General features: G+C 65.1%; 12 protein-coding genes and 1 pseudogene. 10 read left to right on the top strand and 3 right to left on the bottom strand.

Features of this window, described 5'->3' with window-relative positions:
• Window positions 1–4: 4 nt before the first annotated feature.
• From M1E01_RS16475 to M1E01_RS16495, 5 genes are all read left to right on the top strand, one after another.
• Entirely contained in the window at window positions 5–544 is a 540-nt protein-coding gene (locus M1E01_RS16475) for an NUDIX hydrolase family protein (protein WP_457972604.1), read from the top strand.
• Between the two features lie 88 nt (window positions 545–632).
• On the top strand, window positions 633–1,682 hold the full coding sequence (locus tag M1E01_RS16480; protein WP_457972605.1) for a DUF6707 family protein: 1,050 nt from the start codon (window positions 633–635) through the stop codon (window positions 1,680–1,682).
• 66 nt (window positions 1,683–1,748) lie between these two features.
• Window positions 1,749–2,474, top strand: coding sequence for an SRPBCC domain-containing protein (locus M1E01_RS16485; RefSeq protein WP_457972606.1), 726 nt, complete (start codon window positions 1,749–1,751; stop codon window positions 2,472–2,474).
• Window positions 2,475–2,506: 32 nt separating this feature from the next.
• Window positions 2,507–3,811 carry a tRNA guanosine(34) transglycosylase Tgt gene (gene tgt / locus M1E01_RS16490; RefSeq protein ID WP_457972607.1) on the top strand — a complete coding sequence of 435 codons (1,305 nt, stop codon included), beginning with the start codon at window positions 2,507–2,509 and terminating at the stop codon, window positions 3,809–3,811.
• A 174-nt stretch (window positions 3,812–3,985) separates the two neighbouring features.
• Window positions 3,986–4,915: a type IV toxin-antitoxin system AbiEi family antitoxin domain-containing protein gene (locus M1E01_RS16495; protein ID WP_457972608.1), complete on the top strand. Its 930-nt coding sequence runs from the start codon at window positions 3,986–3,988 to the stop codon at window positions 4,913–4,915.
• A 269-nt stretch (window positions 4,916–5,184) separates the two neighbouring features.
• On the opposite strand, the pseudogene M1E01_RS16500 reads toward M1E01_RS16495, so the two are convergent.
• Window positions 5,185–5,655, bottom strand: a pseudogene (locus M1E01_RS16500) (MFS transporter); the annotation flags it as partial.
• Window positions 5,656–5,793: 138 nt separating this feature from the next.
• Here M1E01_RS16500 and M1E01_RS16505 point away from each other — a divergent pair.
• Genes M1E01_RS16505 through M1E01_RS16515 form a run of 3 tightly spaced genes read left to right on the top strand, consistent with a single transcriptional unit; the run spans window position 5,794 to window position 8,901 of the window.
• The gene (locus M1E01_RS16505; protein WP_457972609.1) at window positions 5,794–6,462 is read left to right on the top strand and encodes a response regulator transcription factor; all 669 of its coding nucleotides are present in this window, start codon (window positions 5,794–5,796) and stop codon (window positions 6,460–6,462) included.
• Window positions 6,459–7,886 carry an ATP-binding protein gene (locus M1E01_RS16510; RefSeq protein ID WP_457972610.1) on the top strand — a complete coding sequence of 476 codons (1,428 nt, stop codon included), beginning with the start codon at window positions 6,459–6,461 and terminating at the stop codon, window positions 7,884–7,886. The genes M1E01_RS16505 and M1E01_RS16510 overlap by 4 nt, the downstream gene beginning before the upstream one ends.
• Window positions 7,879–8,901, top strand: a complete 1,023-nt coding sequence (locus tag M1E01_RS16515; RefSeq protein WP_457972611.1) for a TAXI family TRAP transporter solute-binding subunit — start codon at window positions 7,879–7,881, stop codon at window positions 8,899–8,901. Before M1E01_RS16510 ends, M1E01_RS16515 begins: the two co-directional genes overlap by 8 nt.
• 47 nt (window positions 8,902–8,948) lie before the next feature.
• Here M1E01_RS16515 and M1E01_RS16520 read toward each other — a convergent pair whose 3' ends face one another.
• Complete coding sequence (locus tag M1E01_RS16520; protein WP_457972612.1) at window positions 8,949–10,220, bottom strand: serpin family protein; 1,272 nt, start codon at window positions 10,218–10,220, stop codon at window positions 8,949–8,951.
• Window positions 10,221–10,615: 395 nt separating this feature from the next.
• Window positions 10,616–12,130, bottom strand: coding sequence for a helix-turn-helix domain-containing protein (locus tag M1E01_RS16525; protein WP_457972613.1), 1,515 nt, complete (start codon window positions 12,128–12,130; stop codon window positions 10,616–10,618).
• Window positions 12,131–12,275: 145 nt separating this feature from the next.
• On the opposite strand from M1E01_RS16525, the gene aceA reads away from it, so the two are divergent.
• Window positions 12,276–13,592 (top strand): isocitrate lyase, encoded by a 1,317-nt coding sequence (aceA, locus tag M1E01_RS16530; RefSeq protein WP_457972614.1) that lies wholly within the window; start codon window positions 12,276–12,278, stop codon window positions 13,590–13,592.
• Window positions 13,593–13,867: 275 nt separating this feature from the next.
• Window positions 13,868–15,538, top strand: coding sequence for a malate synthase A (aceB, locus tag M1E01_RS16535; protein WP_457972615.1), 1,671 nt, complete (start codon window positions 13,868–13,870; stop codon window positions 15,536–15,538).
• The last annotated feature ends 41 nt before the right edge of the window (window positions 15,539–15,579 follow it).

A 15,579-nucleotide genomic window follows, 5' to 3' on the forward strand; every position in this document is an offset into this window, starting at 1 on the left:
AACCATGAACGTGCGCACCCCCGACCCCAATCCTGGCTGGCTCTCCGACGAGGACCTCTTCGAGGCCCGCGGACGGCTCCCGATGGTCTATGTCGAGGCCGTGCCGGTCCGGCTCGATCCGCTGGGTTTTGTGAACGAGGTGGGCACACTCCTGCAGGCAGATGCAGACGGCACCATGGTGCGTTCGCTCGTTTCCGGCCGCGTGCTCTACCGCGAAACCATCCGCGCCGCGCTCCTGCGCCACATGGAAAAGGACCTCGGCCCGCTCGCCTTCCCGCAGCTGCCCATCAGCCCCGTCCCGTTCACCGTGGCCGAATACTTCCCCGCCCCGTCCCACACGGGCTTCACGGACGACCGCCAGCACGCCGTGTCACTGGCCTACGTCATTCCCGTGACCGGCGAGTGCGATCCCCGCCAGGATGCCTTGGAACTGACCTGGATGACACCGCACGAAGTCCTGAGCGAAGGCGTGCAGCTGGAGTTCAGCGGCGGCCGCGGAGCACTCGTGCGCCAGGCCCTGGCCTACGCCGGCGTCGGCGTCTGACAGCACCCGGAAGTCCGCGCCTCCCCGACTTCGCACCTGCTCCTTTGTAGACTGTTGGGCGGACCGCAAGAGAACTTAAGGACTCCCGATGAACCACCTTCCAGCTGCCCAGACCTACCGCGAACAGCAGGCTGGGTCTCTGCAGGCGGGCGACCATCTTCTCCTGCCGGATGGCCTGCGGCCAGCCGAAATCCACTCTGTGCACATTGAAAATGATGACTTTGGCGTGCCTGCCCTCGTCCTGGCGACGCTGACCGGGGGCGGAATGCTGCGTATCGCGGCCGGCTCCTCCGTCCGGGTTACAGATGCGGCCGGAGCTGAACCCGAAGTTGCCGCGGACACCGCCGATGCTCTGGCCGACGAGCAACTGGAAGCTGCCGACGCCGAAGCGTCCAAGGCTGCTGCCCCGCTTCAGGTGGCCGGGAACCAGGAGGCGGGGGCGGCGCTGCCCCCGGCGCCTTCCGCCGTCGTCGTACCTCCCCTGCCGGCCACCACTCCGGCGGTCATCGGCCCCAGCGCCGAAGACCTAGCCCTCATCCCGCAGCCCAGCGGAACTCCCGAATCCGTGGTGGAGGCGGTGGCCGAGGCGCATCCGGATTCCGTCGGCGTGCAGCTGCTGGCGGACAAGCTGGTGAAGGGCATCAACACGAAGTCCGGCAGTTGCCTGAAGGACCTCAGCGATCTTGCCCACGAGCTGTTCATCATGCTCAAGGATGCGGACGGCGCGCTGGCCGTGGCCGACCTGCTGAATGTGCTGCCGTTTGACGGCAATCCCGGCAGGTGGTCGTCGGTGGAGGCGGCGCTCGCACTGTCGACGTACATCTGCCGCCAGACCGGCCAGAAGGAACGCGCGGCGGTCTACGAAAAGCTGCTCCGCGCCCCCGACAACCAGGAGACCGACCCGTTCAAAGCCCGCATGCAGGCGCGGGTGCGCCAGCGGTCGCTGAACGAACCTAACCTGTACGACAAAGAGATCTTCCGTTCCATCGACAACTCGAATCACGAAGCTGAACGGGAGTGGCGGCTGCTGCGCCTGGAGTCGCTGCTGTTCCTGCGCGCCCACGGCGGATCCCAGACCATCAGCGCCAGTGAGCTGGAGCGGCGCATCGCCAACGAGCTGGAGTCGGTCCGGGCCTAGGTCCTGCTCTTGGTCTAATCCTGCTTAGCTCTAGCCCCGGCCTTGCCGACGTTGTACATTCGGGCCATGACGAACAATCTGAGCGTTGTGATCAACTCTGATGCACCGCAGGTTTGGACGATGCTTCGTGAACCCGCAAAAGTTGCCGAATGGCATGGCTGGCAGGCCGACGACCTGGCCTCGGAAATCAAAGAGATCTACTTCAACAGCACCGTAGTGGAAAGCCCTGACCACACGTCCCTGACCGTGGACGGCGGCGACGAGTTCACGCTCAAACCGGTGCCCACAGGAACTGAAGTCAGCGTGACGCGCGCGGCCCTGGACCACAACTCGGAGTGGGCCGCCTGGGACGAGGACATCACCCAGGGATGGCTCACCTTCCTGCAGCAGCTGCGATTCGCCTTGGAGCGACACCCCCACGCAAAGCGGCGCACCATCTTCTTCTCGGTACCCGGCTCAGGCGGTTCTGCCATTGAAAAACTCGGACTCAAGGATGTCCCCGCGCCTGGCGAGGAGTATTCGCTGACCCTGGGAACAGGCGAGGAGATCGCCGGCAGGGTCTGGTACAAGTCCAACCACCAGGTGGGACTCACCGTGCACAGTTATGCCGAGCACGGTGACGGCCTGCTGATCGTGGCGGACCAGCCCGTCATCCCGGACGTTCGGCCCGACGGGGGATCCATGGTGATCATTTCGACCTACGAGCTGGGGGCCCACGCCCTGGAAACCATCCGCACCCTCTGGGACGACTGGCGTGCTGAAAACTACCCCACATCGGAGCCGATCCACTGAGCGCACGGCCCCATAGCTGGCACACTTGAACCGTGTCAGCCAATCCCGGACCGCCAGCCAATCCTGTATCAGTGCCGCCCGCCCGGCAGTCTGAATTTTCCTTCCGCGTGGGCAAACGCCTTATTGAAACCTGCCGACCCACCGCTGAGCAGGTGTCCGGCAACGGCGGCGGGTTCCTGGGCCGCACCGGCACCATCACCACGCCCCACGGCGAGATCCAGACACCGGCCTTCATCGCCGTCGGAACCAAGGCAACGGTGAAGTCCGTGCTGCCGGAATCCATGGCTGAGTTGGGGGCCCAGGCGCTCCTGGCCAACGCCTACCATTTGTACCTGCAGCCAGGACCGGACGTCCTGGACGAGGCGGGCGGGCTAGGCGCCTTCATGAACTGGCCCGGGCCCACCTTCACCGATTCCGGCGGCTTCCAGGTGATGAGCCTGGGCTCGGGGTTCAAGAAGGTCATTGACATGAAATCCGTTGACCAATCAGGGCCGGATGATGCTGTCGCAGCGGGCAAGGAGCGGCTTGCCCACGTGGATGATGACGGCGTGTGGTTCAAGAGCCACCTCAACGGGGACCGCCACCGCTTCTCGCCTGAGATCTCGATGCAGGTGCAGCACCAGATCGGCGCGGACATCATGTTTGCCTTCGACGAGCTCACCACGCTCCAGAACTCCCGCGGGTACCAGGTGGAGTCGCTGGAACGGACACGGCGGTGGGCGCTGCGCTGCCTTGAGGAGCATTTCCGGCTCACCGCGTCCCGGACGGGGAAACCGTACCAGGCACTGTTTGGCGTGATCCAGGGGGCCCAGTACGAGGACCTGCGCCGCAAAGCCTGCCGGGATCTCGGCGCCATGCCGTTCGACGGTTACGGGATCGGCGGGGCGCTGGAGAAGGAGAACCTCGGCACGATTGTCCGCTGGTGCAACGAGGAACTCCCGGAGAACAAGCCGCGGCACCTGTTGGGGATCTCCGAGCCGGACGATATCTTCACCGCCATTGAAAACGGGGCCGACACCTTCGACTGTGTCTCCCCTACCCGGGTGGCCCGTAACTCGGCGTTCTATACACCGACCGGCCGGTACAACCTTTCCGGGGCCAAGTACAAGCGCGACTTCGGTCCGTTGCAGGAAGGCTGCGACTGCTACGCCTGCCGGAACTACTCCCGCGCCTACATCCACCACCTGTTTAAGGCCAAGGAGATGCTCTCGGCCACGCTCATCTCCATCCACAACGAGCGCTTCGTGGTGAAGATGGTGGACGACGCCCGGCTTGCCATCGAGGACGGCTCTTTCTTCGAGTTCAAGGCCGAGACCCTCGGCCGCTACTACTCGTAGGCAGTCGGGCGCCGTCGTTCCCGGCGCCCGCTTCGCCCCGCGCGCGCCGTTTCGACCGTTCCCTGCCCCCACGACGTGCGAACACGTCTAGCCTGCAGGGAACCGTCGATCCGGCTTTCCACATAGCCGATTCGGGGTCTGGGAGCAGGCGGTCACGAAGCCGAAGCTGGAACCATGACACGGCCTTCGCTTCCCAGTGGCTCAATCTGGCGCACCCAGGAACTGATCAGCGCCGGCCTTCATGCGCGTGCCATCGCCGCCTTGTTGCGCAGCGGGGAGCTAGTGCGTCCCCGTAGGGGCTGCTACGTTCGCGGCAGCTGGTGGAACGGCCTGAAATCCGGCACGCGCAGCCGCTACCTGGTTCACGCGCACGCCCACGGAACGCTTACGACGTCGGCGGGCGGCTTCGTTTACAGCCACACCTCCAGTGCCCGCCTGCACCGGCTGCACCTGTGGAATGTCGACGACAGGATCCACCTGACACAGCCGACGTGCCCGTCCCGAATATCGCACGGGCGCGACGTTGTTGCCCACACCAGTGCCCTGCGCCCGGGCGAGATCAGTTTCGTGGACGGACTCCCCTGCACGTCGCTGGAACGAACTGTTGTAGATTGCTGCCTGATGTTCACCCTTCGGCAATCCCTCATCCTTATGGACCACGCCTGCCGGCTTGGCGCGGACTTTGAGCTTCTGCGATCCCGCTGTGCTGAACTGACTGGACGCAACGGAGTCGTTGCACTGCGCGGGGCGCTCGAACTGGCAGATGGGCGGTCAGAGTCGCCGGGCGAAACACTGACCAGGGAGCTGCTCCGCAGGCTCGGAATCGAACCGCCCGAACTCCAGCATGTTGTGCAGACGGCACTGGGCGAGCATCGGCTCGACTTCGCCTGGCGCAAGAAGAAAGTGGCGCTCGAATTCGACGGCAAGGTCAAGTACTTCGACTATGCGCCTACCGGCGAAGTCCTGTTCGCGGAGCGCCGGCGCGAAAAGGCGCTGATGAAGCAAGGCTGGACATTCCTCCGCATCGAATGGAAGGACCTTTTCAACGAGGCGCATTTCAAGTACCGGGTGCTCCAGGCACTTGGCCGCGGCCCGGGCGGCTAGCTTCAACTTCGTCCCCTGCCGGACAACCTCACTCCTTCCGCCGTTTCGATGGTTCCCTGCCGGCTCGACGCTTGCAGGCATCGAGTGGGCACGGAACCGTCGAAACGGCGGGTGAGGGGCCGACACGACGACGGCAGACAGCTGGCTCCGGGACCCGAACTCCGTCAGCCAGCCATCCGCCGTCGTACGCGTCCGTTTCGATGGTTCCCTGCCGGCTCGACGCTTGCAGGCATCGAGTGGGCACGGAACCGTCGAAACGGCGCACGTTCCTAGCGCCGCGAGACGCCGATGAGGTCCTTGTCGTCGTCCCTGGCCCCTGCTTCCGTGGTGGCACCTGCGTCGTCCCTGGCCCCTGCTTCCGTGGTGGCACCTGCGTCCGTGGCCGTGGCAGCGCGCGACCAGGCGTCGCCCTGTTCGCGGTCCAGGTGCGTGGCCTTCTTGTTCTTCAGCGCGAAGATGTAGACCAGCAGGGACAGGCTGATCGCCACCGTGACGTAGGTGAAGAAGAGATCCACCTGGCCGGCCTTCTGCAGGGCAGCACCGATCAGCGGAACCGTGCCGCCAAAGAGTGAGTTGGCAATTGCATAGCCAAGTCCGAGACCCAGCGCGCGGATCGACGCCGGGAACAGCTCGGCCTTCACGAGTGCGTTGATGGATGTGTAGCCGCCAACGATCAGCAGTCCGCCCATCATGAGCAGGAACGCGGTGAATGGGTCCTTGGTGCCGGCCAGGGTGGGGAGCCCGCAACCGGTGCCGGATCGTCCCGTCCGCCAGCGCTTGAGCCCTCGAGGACGCAAAGCAAAAAAGCGGAAGAAGGGGTAGTGTCCAAAGCGGGCAGACGGATGTGCGCCCCCGATCAGCGACAAAGGAACCAGGCCATGGATGTGCTCATCGTCGAGGACGACGACGCCATGGCGGGTGCTCTTGATGCAGCCGTGGTCTCCGCAGGCCATAAGGCGACGAGGGTGTCCCGAGGCGCTGATGCCCTCCTGGCCCATAGGAGATCCGAAGTGATCCTGCTGGATCTGGGGCTTCCGGACATGGACGGCCTGGAAGTGCTGCGGAAACTTCGCCAAGTCACCCCGTGCCCCATTCTGATCCTCACGGCCCGCGACGACGAGAGGAGTGTGGTGCTGGGACTGCGGTCCGGGGCAGACGACTATCTCGTCAAACCGGTAAAGCTAGTCGAACTGCTTGCGCGCATCGAGGCCGTCACCCGGCGGACGGGCCGCAGCGGCAGTCAGAGACAGCAAAGCATTGTGCTCGGGGACCTCGAGGTCGACGTCGACCGTCGTGTGGCGGCGCTGGGTTCGCGCGTGCTGCCGTTGACTGCCACCGAGTTCGATCTGCTGGCGCTGCTGGCCCGCCATGCAGGTTCAGTGGTCACCCGGGAGCAGATCCTGGACGCCTTGTGGGGTGATGCGTTCCTCGCATCCTCACGATCACTGGACGTTCACCTGACCGGCCTAAGGGCGAAGCTGCAACTTCCAGGCTTCATCATCAATGTGCGCGGGGTGGGTTACCGGATAGAGGCCGATCCAGCGTGAAACTGCGTGTCTTGGGCGTCCTCAGCCTGCTGGCCGTCCTCATGGTCATCCTCGTCTCCAGCACCATCCTGACATCCGCCAGCCGGGAGCTTACGCAGGAGCTCCAAATCAACCGGGTGGCAGCGCTCAACCGGTTCGCACAGGTTGCCTATGACGCCGCGCTGGACGGCGATTCCACTCAGCTGCAACGGGAGATGGACAGGTATTCCGAGCTTTACGAAGAGGGGCTTCTGATCCGCCTTCAGGAGCGGACCCTGCGCTCCGGCGGCCTCAGCGAAGAGAGGACAGATGTCCGGAACGCGGTGGCGAGGGCGAACCTGAACCTTAGCGACACGGTACTGGCCCCTTTGCAGCCGTTCGGAAACAGCTCCGAGGTGATCTCCCGGTCCTTTGGCAGTGCCAGCCAGGTGCTTGGCGAAGCCGTCCTGGAAGTCAACCTGGACGCGGCCCGACAGAAACTGCGGGACCGGTGGCTCGCCGTCGGGCTTGCGGCGTCCGCCCTCGTGGCAGTGCTCATCCTGGGCGCGGCGCGCGTGACCCGCTGGGTGCTGCGTCCTGTCCATCGCCTGAACGCGGCCGTGACCGAACTCGAAACGACGGGGCGGACCAGCCACCTTCCCGAGGACGGCCCGCCAGAGCTGAGGCAGTTGAGCCGTTCCTTCAGCGCGATGGCGCAGACCGTTAGTGAAAGCATCGATTCACAACGCCAACTGATAGCCGACACGTCCCATCAGCTGCGCAATCCCGTGGGCGCCCTGCGGTTGAGGATTGATCTGCTGCAGCTGGAATTGCAGACAGCCCGCGAACATACCGCCGCGGCGGGGGTACTGGCGGAACTCGAGCGGGTGGAGGAGATCCTGGACGGGGTACTGAAACTGGCGGCGGCTGAGCATCGGGCCTTCGAGGACTCCGCACGTGGCGGCGCTTCCGGCGGGACGAAGGACCCCATCGATCCCTACCCTGTACTGCAGGAAGAAGCCGAACGGGCAGAACCTGCCGCCCGCCGCGCCGGAGCCTCAATCCTCCTCCAGGGGCCACCGGACCGCCCTGCGTCACTGCGCTGCAACGCCGCCGAGCTCGCCCATATGGTGGGGGAACTCCTGAACAACGCGATCAAGTACGCCCCCGGCGCCCGCATTTCCGTTGCCCTCCGCGAGCGCCCAGGGGCAGCGGTAATCGAGGTTTCCGACGACGGTCCAGGACTTACGGAGGACGAGAGGGCCGCTGCGACCACCCGCTTCTGGCGGTCACGACGGAATCGGGAGGTTCCCGGAAACGGCCTGGGCATGACCATCGTCGACAAACTGGCGGGAGCCAATGGCGGCCGTCTGCTGCTGGCAGAAAATCCACCGCACGGCCTGATTGCCCGCCTCGAATTTCCCTCCTCGGCAGCCCATGTCGGCCAGGAGCAGCCGCATGGTTGATGTGATTCCGCAGGGAGGACTTCCACCGCGAAGGACGGCTCTTACGATCGGGTTGGCGGCGGGCTTGGCAGGGGCGCTGTTGCCGGTTCTGAGTGCGTGTACTCCGGAGAACCGTCCCGCCACCGTCACCGTGGCGGGGGGTGAACCTGGAGGCTTCTACCTGGAGTTTTCGACGCTGCTCGCAGAGTCGCTCCAGCGTCACGGGGTGGCGGACCATGCTGTGGCCCTGACCACCGGGGGCAGCCTGGACAATCTGGAAAGTCTTCTCACCGGCGAAGCGACCTTCGCCGTCGCACTCGCGGACGCAGCGGCGCAGCTGGCAGCCCAACCTAGGTCAGGCCTCGAAATTGCCGCCCTCGGAAAGGTCTATGAAAACTACGTCCACTGCGTCGTGCGCAGGAACAGCGGCATCCGGCACTTCACCCAGCTTGCCGGCAGGATTGTCGCTGTGGGCCAGCCCGGCTCCGGTACATCGCTCATCACTCCCCGCCTCATTCAGGCTGCCGGACTAAAGTCCTCGCCAGCGGGCGGCTCTACCAGCGGCTCGAGCCGTGCGAACACGGTAACCATCAGGAATCTTGGGCTGAATGATGGGCTCAAGGCACTCCAGAAGGGAGCAGTGGATGCCTTGTTCTGGTCCGGAGGAGTGCCCACTGCGGCCATCTCAGCCGCCAACAAGGAAACCGGGCTCGGGTTCCTCGACCTCTCTGCGCTGATCCCGGCGATGCGGACGCGTTACGGCATCTTCTATGACCGCGTCCTGATCCCTGAGGACGGCTATGAAGGCACTCCGGCAGTGTGGACCGTGGGGGTTGCCAACCTGCTCCTGTGCCGAAACGACCTGGATGAGCGCACGGTTAGGCGGACGGTCGAACTGCTGGTGAACCATGCCCAGGAGCTCGTTCCGCGATCCAGTCTCGGCGTCCAGTTCCTGAGCCCGGAATCGCTCATCAACACCGCCGGGCTGCCGCTGCATCCCGCGGCCGCGGCTGCCTACAAGGACCTGCACGGGTAGCCGCAGTCGCCGGCCTGCCTTCGATGGTTTCGACGGCGGCCTCAACCTCAACGAGGATCCGCCACCGTGCCCATGAACAGCGGCAGACCCGTCTCAACGTGGACGATCTGATAGTGGAACGGCCTGTCGAATTCGATGGTCCGGTCCGGCTGCGGCGGGGCGCTGGTGACCATGCCGTTGAACTGAGTTGCGGCGGCAGCGACGGTACCTTTCTCGGCGACGGTGATGTTGACTGCCTGCGCAGCCTGCGTGATGGCAAAGTCCGGCTGGATGGAGTTGAAATCAACTGTGGTGTTGAGGGTGTTGTTCAGTCCCATGGCTTGGAGAACCTTCCGCAGGTCGAAGCTGCACCTGTGGTCCCACTTTGGCAGCTGGATCTGCACCGTTTGCCGCTGCGCCGAATCCACAATGCCGGCGATGCTCCCCAACTCCTGGGCGGTCAGCGTGTCCCTTCCGACTCCTGCGTCCGGCAGGACCAGTCTCATGACGAAGCCCTCGGCATAGGGAAGGTCAACGCCCCGCCAGCCCGGCCCCTCGGCGTAATCCAGGTACAGGAGAGTGTGCATGGCGGGGGAATTGATTTCTTCACCGGCCGCCGTGGTGAACGGCGCATCGAACGTACTGCCAGGATCGAACGGCGAGCCCCATGCGGCCGCGAAATACAGGGTGTTCAGGAGACTGAAGGTGTTCCGGCGGTCGTATTCAGCCGGCGCGTTCGTGATCCGGCCACCGGTGTTCTTCCCCACCCAGGCGTCGATCGCAGGCTTCGTGACCGCCTCGTCGCTGAAGTCCACGGGATACACGCCCGTGCCGTAAAGCCGGGCCAGTGTGTTGAGGTAGGAGGCGCCGGTCTCCACCCCCTGGTCCACAAAGAGGCCGTTTGCCGGGTGCATTACCGGCTTCCGCGGCGGGTTCCCTTCGTCAACGGAGCCAGGGTCGCCGTCGAACTGCTCCAGCGAAGCAAGCAGCGCGTTCATTGCCTCGTCCCGTTTGAGCCCGGGAAGCTTCAGCACTGCATCCATCTCAGCCGCCGTCCCGCCAGCGGCCCCGGCGCGGAGCATCGCCAGGGCAATCAGCAGACTGCCCGGCGAGGAAACCGCATTGCCGCTGGCGCTGTCGCCGCCGTCAGCCAGCAGCGCCTCCCCCAGCTTCAGCGCGGAGTCCCGGAGGGCTATCAGTCCGGGGGAATATGCAGCCCGGTCCGCGGACTCGCGTTGCACGCCGTCGGCTTTCAGGAGCCCGGGTTGCGACGCGGAGCATGCGGCCAGGGCCGCCATGGCCGCTGCTGCCACGAATTTTGCCACTCGTATCCTTTTCATCGACGTCCTCAGACGGTCACCGGAATACTGCCTGCCCACAGTCAAACATCGGGGTGCGACAGTATCGATGCCTGGCCAGTCACGGTTTGTCGTCGGATTGGTCTCATCCCGCAGACTGGGCTCACCATATTTCCGTCTATCCGGTGTCTTCCGGCGACGGTGTCTTCCGGCGACGATGCCTTCCCCAGAGATCGCACCCTTCACGGCCGCCGAGGGTACGTCGCGCCGTCGAACACACACCCCGGCGGGCGCTTGCGACGGCGGCAGGGGCCGCCTTACGCTTTGGTCCCCTATTCCTGCTCACCGTGGCCGCGCACGCGAGCCGGAAGCATTCGTCAGGTCTCCCGCAACAGTGCGTGAGCGTCACGGGCAAGCCGGCGAGAAGTGAGAGGGCGTCAGCTGCCCGAGTGCGCCTGCAGGAAGCTGTACACCTCAGTCTCGTCCACGCCGGGGAATGCGCCGGGGGGCATGGCGGCGAGCAGGTGCGAGTGGGCCCGGGCGGATGGCCAGGCATTGCCGGCCCACTCGTCAGTCAGGGCGGACGGCGGGCGGCGGCAGCAGTTCTCGTCCGGGCACGTGGACTTGGAGCGCTCGGTGGTTTCCCGGCCGCGGAACCACTTCACCTGGGCATAAGGAACGCCCACGGACAGCGAAAACTCCCCGGTGGCTGAACGCTCCGTCCGGGCGGTGCACCAGTAGGTTCCGGCCGGAGTGTCGGTGTACTGGTTGTAGGCGCTGAACTTGTCCGGCACGTCGAAGACGACCCGTGACGTCCAGCTCTTGCACGACGGCTGGCCCTCGATGGCGCCGGTGTGGTCTTGCGGGAACGTCACGCCGTCGTTCTCGTAGGCCTTGTAGATGATGCCGCTCTTGTGCGTCTTCTGGAAGTGTGTGCGGATGTCCAGATGCTGGGTGGCAAGGTTGGTGAAGCGGTGCGCCGCGGTCTCGTAGGAGACGGCGAAGGCGTCACGGATGTCCTCGACGGCAATCTCCTTGGCCTGCTTGGCTTTTTGCAAAAATTCGACCGTCGCCTGCTCAGGCAGCATCAGGGCCGCAGCAAAATAGTTCGTCGCCACGCGCTGCATCAGGAAGTCCCCGTAGTTGCCGGGGGTCTGGTGGCCCAGGACGTAGTGTCCCAGCGCCTGCAGCAGCACCGAGCGGGGGTCATGGTCGGTGCGCTGGTTCTGCGTCAGATAAATTCGGCGGTTCTTAAGATCGGTCACCGAACGGGTGGAATGGGGCAGGTCGCCCACGTGGTGCAGGCTGAATCCGAGGTGCGCGGCGATGTCTGCGATGACGTGGTGGGACAGCGGGCCGCTGGTGTGCCCCACGGAGGCCAGGACCTTCTGCGCCTCCGCCTCATACTCGGGAAAGTAGTTGTTCCGTTCCCGCATCATCGCGCGCAGTTCGGCGTTGGCCCGGCGGGCCTCTTCCGGTGTGGCAGTCTGCTCGTTCAGCCTTCGTTCCAGCTCATGCTGCAGCCCCACCATGGACTCCAGCACATCCATCGGCAACCGCGAGCTGATGCGGATTTTCGGCAGGTTCAGCGACTCGTACAGCGGGCTGCGCTGGTACCGTTCCAGCTCGATTTCCAGCGCGGCCCGGCGGCTGGGCGGCTCGGCCCCCAGCAGCTGGTCAATGGTCACATCCAGTGCCGCTGCGAGCTGCTGCAGCAGCCCGAGTTTGGGTTCGCGCTTGCCGTTCTCAATCAGGCTCAGTTGGCTCGGAGCGGTCCCGACGGCGGCACTCAAGGTATCGAGCGTCATCCCTGCCGCTTTACGCAGGTGGCGGATGCGGCGGCCCAGGCTGATTGCGTCCAGTTCGGGGGCGGAGGAGGACGACGGCGGGGCGACGGCTTTGCGGTTCCAGCTCGTAGGTGACATTTCTGAAGAATACGCGAAGAAACGCATTTCTTTCCAGCATTTTTCTCTAGCAAGGGTCTTGAAAGTAAAGAAAAGTAGTTGTCACGGAAAGAAACCGCACCGGGTCACCGGCCTGAACTGCAAGGAAGCAGGGACGGACGGGCACACACGGCGCACAAACAAGGAGACAAAGATGACTGCAGCATTTGAGCCCACCCAGCAGACGCCCGAACAGCAGGCTGCCGCCCTGGAGCTCGAGTGGGCTGCCGACCCGCGTTGGGAAGGCGTCACCCGGGACTACTCAGCGGCCGACGTCGTCCGCCTCCGCGGCCGCGTTTCCGAAGAGCACACGCTGGCCCGCCGGGGTTCGGAGAAGCTGTGGAAGCAGCTCACCGAGGAGCACGCCAGCGGCCAGTACACCAACGCCCTCGGTGCCCTGACCGGCAACCAGGCCGTGCAGCAGGTCAAGGCAGGGCTGCGCGCCATCTACCTTTCCGGCTGGCAGGTGGCAGCGGATGCCAACAACTCCGGCCACACCTACCCGGACCAGTCCCTCTACCCGGGCAACTCCGTCCCCACCGTGGTGCGCCGGATCAACAACGCCCTGCTCCGGGCGGACCAGATCGAGTTCGCCGAGGGCGTCCAGAGCGTTGAGGACTGGCTGGTCCCGATCGTCGCCGACGCCGAAGCCGGCTTCGGCGGCCCGCTGAACGCCTACGAGCTGATGAAGTGCATGATCGCCGCCGGCGCCTCCGGCGTTCACTGGGAGGACCAGCTCGCCTCGGAGAAGAAGTGCGGCCACCTCGGCGGCAAGGTCCTGATCCCCACCCAGCAGCACATCCGGACCCTCAACGCCGCCCGCCTGGCCGCCGACGTCGCCGGCACCCCCTCCGTCATCATCGCCCGCACCGACGCCGAGGCCGCCACCCTGATCACCTCCGACGTCGATGAGCGGGACCAGGAATTCATCACCGGCGAGCGTACGGCCGAGGGCTTCTACAAGGTCCGCAACGGCATCGAACCCTGCATCGCCCGCGCCAAGGCCTACGCCCCGTACTCCGACCTGATCTGGATGGAAACCGGCACCCCGGACCTGGAACTCGCCCGCAAGTTCGCCGAAGCCGTCAAGGCCGAGTTCCCGGACCAGATGCTCTCCTACAACTGCTCCCCGTCGTTCAACTGGAAGAAGCACCTCGACGACGCCACCATCGCCAAGTTCCAGCGCGAACTCGGCGCCATGGGCTTCACCTTCCAGTTCATCACCCTGGCCGGCTTCCACGCCCTGAACTACTCGATGTTCGACCTCGCCCACGGCTACGCCCGTGAAGGCATGAGCGCCTACGTCGAACTCCAGGAAAAGGAATTCGCCTCCGAATCCCGCGGCTACACCGCCACAAAGCACCAGCGCGAAGTCGGCACCGGCTACTTCGACGACATTGCAACCGCGCTCAACCCGAACGCATCCACCCTGGCGCTGGTGGGATCCACCGAAGAAGGCCAGTTCCACTAGTCCCCGACGGCGAACGCTGGTTGAGCTTGCCGAAGCCTCCGGTCTTGCGTCCGGCCTTCGGTCCGGCATTGCTCTGCCTGCTATTCCCCATGTCCGGGTCCGTCCTCGCTGAGCGAGGACCGACCCGGACGCATGGCCCCTTTTACGCAGGCTGCCGCAATACCGACACCTTCGGCCTCGATTCCACGTCGCCTAACCCTTCGGCACCGGTACCCACCGACGAAGCGCTGCCACCCGCCGTCGAACTTCCCTTCTTGCTTTGAGGAGCAAACGAAATGAACAGCTTCACCGATAACTTCACGATCAACGGGATCACTTTGACCGCGCAGCCGATTTGCCGGCAGGGCGAGGTGCTGACGCCGGACGCTCTGGCGTTTGTGGCCAAGCTGCACAAGGCAACGGCCGGGCGGCGCGAGGAGCTGCTTCGGGCACGCCGGGCCCGGCGGGACCAGATCGCCGGCGGCCAGGATCCCCGGTTCCTCCGCGAGACAGAGTCCGTGCGCAACGACCCGAACTGGCGCGTCGCTCCCCCGGCCCCCGGTCTGGAGGACCGCCGTGTGGAAATCACCGGCCCTGTGGATAAGAAGATGACCGTCAACGCCCTGAACTCCGGGGCGAAGGTCTGGCTCGCGGACATGGAAGACTCCTCCACCCCCAATTGGCGCAACGTCATCCAGGGCCAGCTGAACCTCACCGATGCTTTGGAGCGCCGGATCGATTTCACCTCGCCAGAGGGCAAGGAATACAGGCTCCGTCCCGCCGAGGAGCTGCCTACCATCGTGGTCCGGCCCCGCGGCTGGCACCTGCCCGAGAAGCACATGCTCGTCAACGGCGAACCCATCGCCGGCGGCATCGTGGATTTCGGCCTGTACTTCTTCCATAACGCCCGCCGGCTGCTGGCCCAGGGCAAGGGCCCCTACTTCTACCTGCCCAAGATCGAGAACCACCTCGAAGCCCGGCTGTGGAACGACATCTTCATCCTGGCCCAGGACCTGCTCGGCATCCCGCAGGGCACCATCCGCGCCACGGTGCTGATCGAAACCATCACCGCCGCCTTCGAGATGGAAGAAATCCTGTACGAACTGCGCGACCACGCCTCGGGACTGAACGCCGGCCGCTGGGATTACATCTTCTCCCTGATCAAGAACTTCCGCACCCGCGGACCCCGGTTCGTCCTGCCGGACCGCGGCCAGGTCACCATGACCCAGCCCTTCATGCGGGCCTACACCGAACAGCTCGTGCGCGCCTGCCACAAGCGCGGCGCCATGGCTATTGGGGGCATGGCCGCCGCCGTTCCCAACCGCAAGGATCCCGAAGCCAACGCCAACGCCTTCGAAAAGGTCCGTGCGGACAAGACCCGTGAAGCCGGCGACGGTTTCGACGGCTCCTGGGTGGCCCACCCGGACTTGGTTCCGGTGTGCCGCGAGGTGTTCGACGGCGTCCTCGGCGACCGGCCCAACCAGCTGGACCGCCTGCGCGAGGACGTCACCCCGGACGACCGCGCCCTGATCAACGTCGCCGCGACCGTGGGCACCATTACCGATCAGGGGATCCGGAACAACATCGAGGTCGGCATCCGGTACATCGAATCCTGGCTCCGGGGCAACGGCGCGGTTGCCATCCATAACCTGATGGAGGACGCCGCCACCGCGGAAATTTCCCGCTCCCAGCTGTGGCAGTGGATCTACTCCCGCGCCATCACCGACCACGGCGAAATCATCACCAGGGAATGGGTGGAGGACATGCTGGATGAGGAGTTCGCCCGGCTGGAGCGCTTCGACGGTGACCGTTTCGCCGATGCCCGTGACATCTTCGAGGAAGTTACGCTCAGCGACAAATTCCCGAGCTTCCTGACGGTTCCTGCCTACGCCCGGTACCTGCACGAGGCCCGTGCGGGTATCGGCGCCACGGCCGAAGCCATCGAAGACGAGCTCGTCGCCGCCTAGGAAGCCGGCTCAAATTTCCGCCCGCCGGGCTGCCACGCCTC

Source organism: Arthrobacter sp. D1-17, assembly GCF_054130535.1.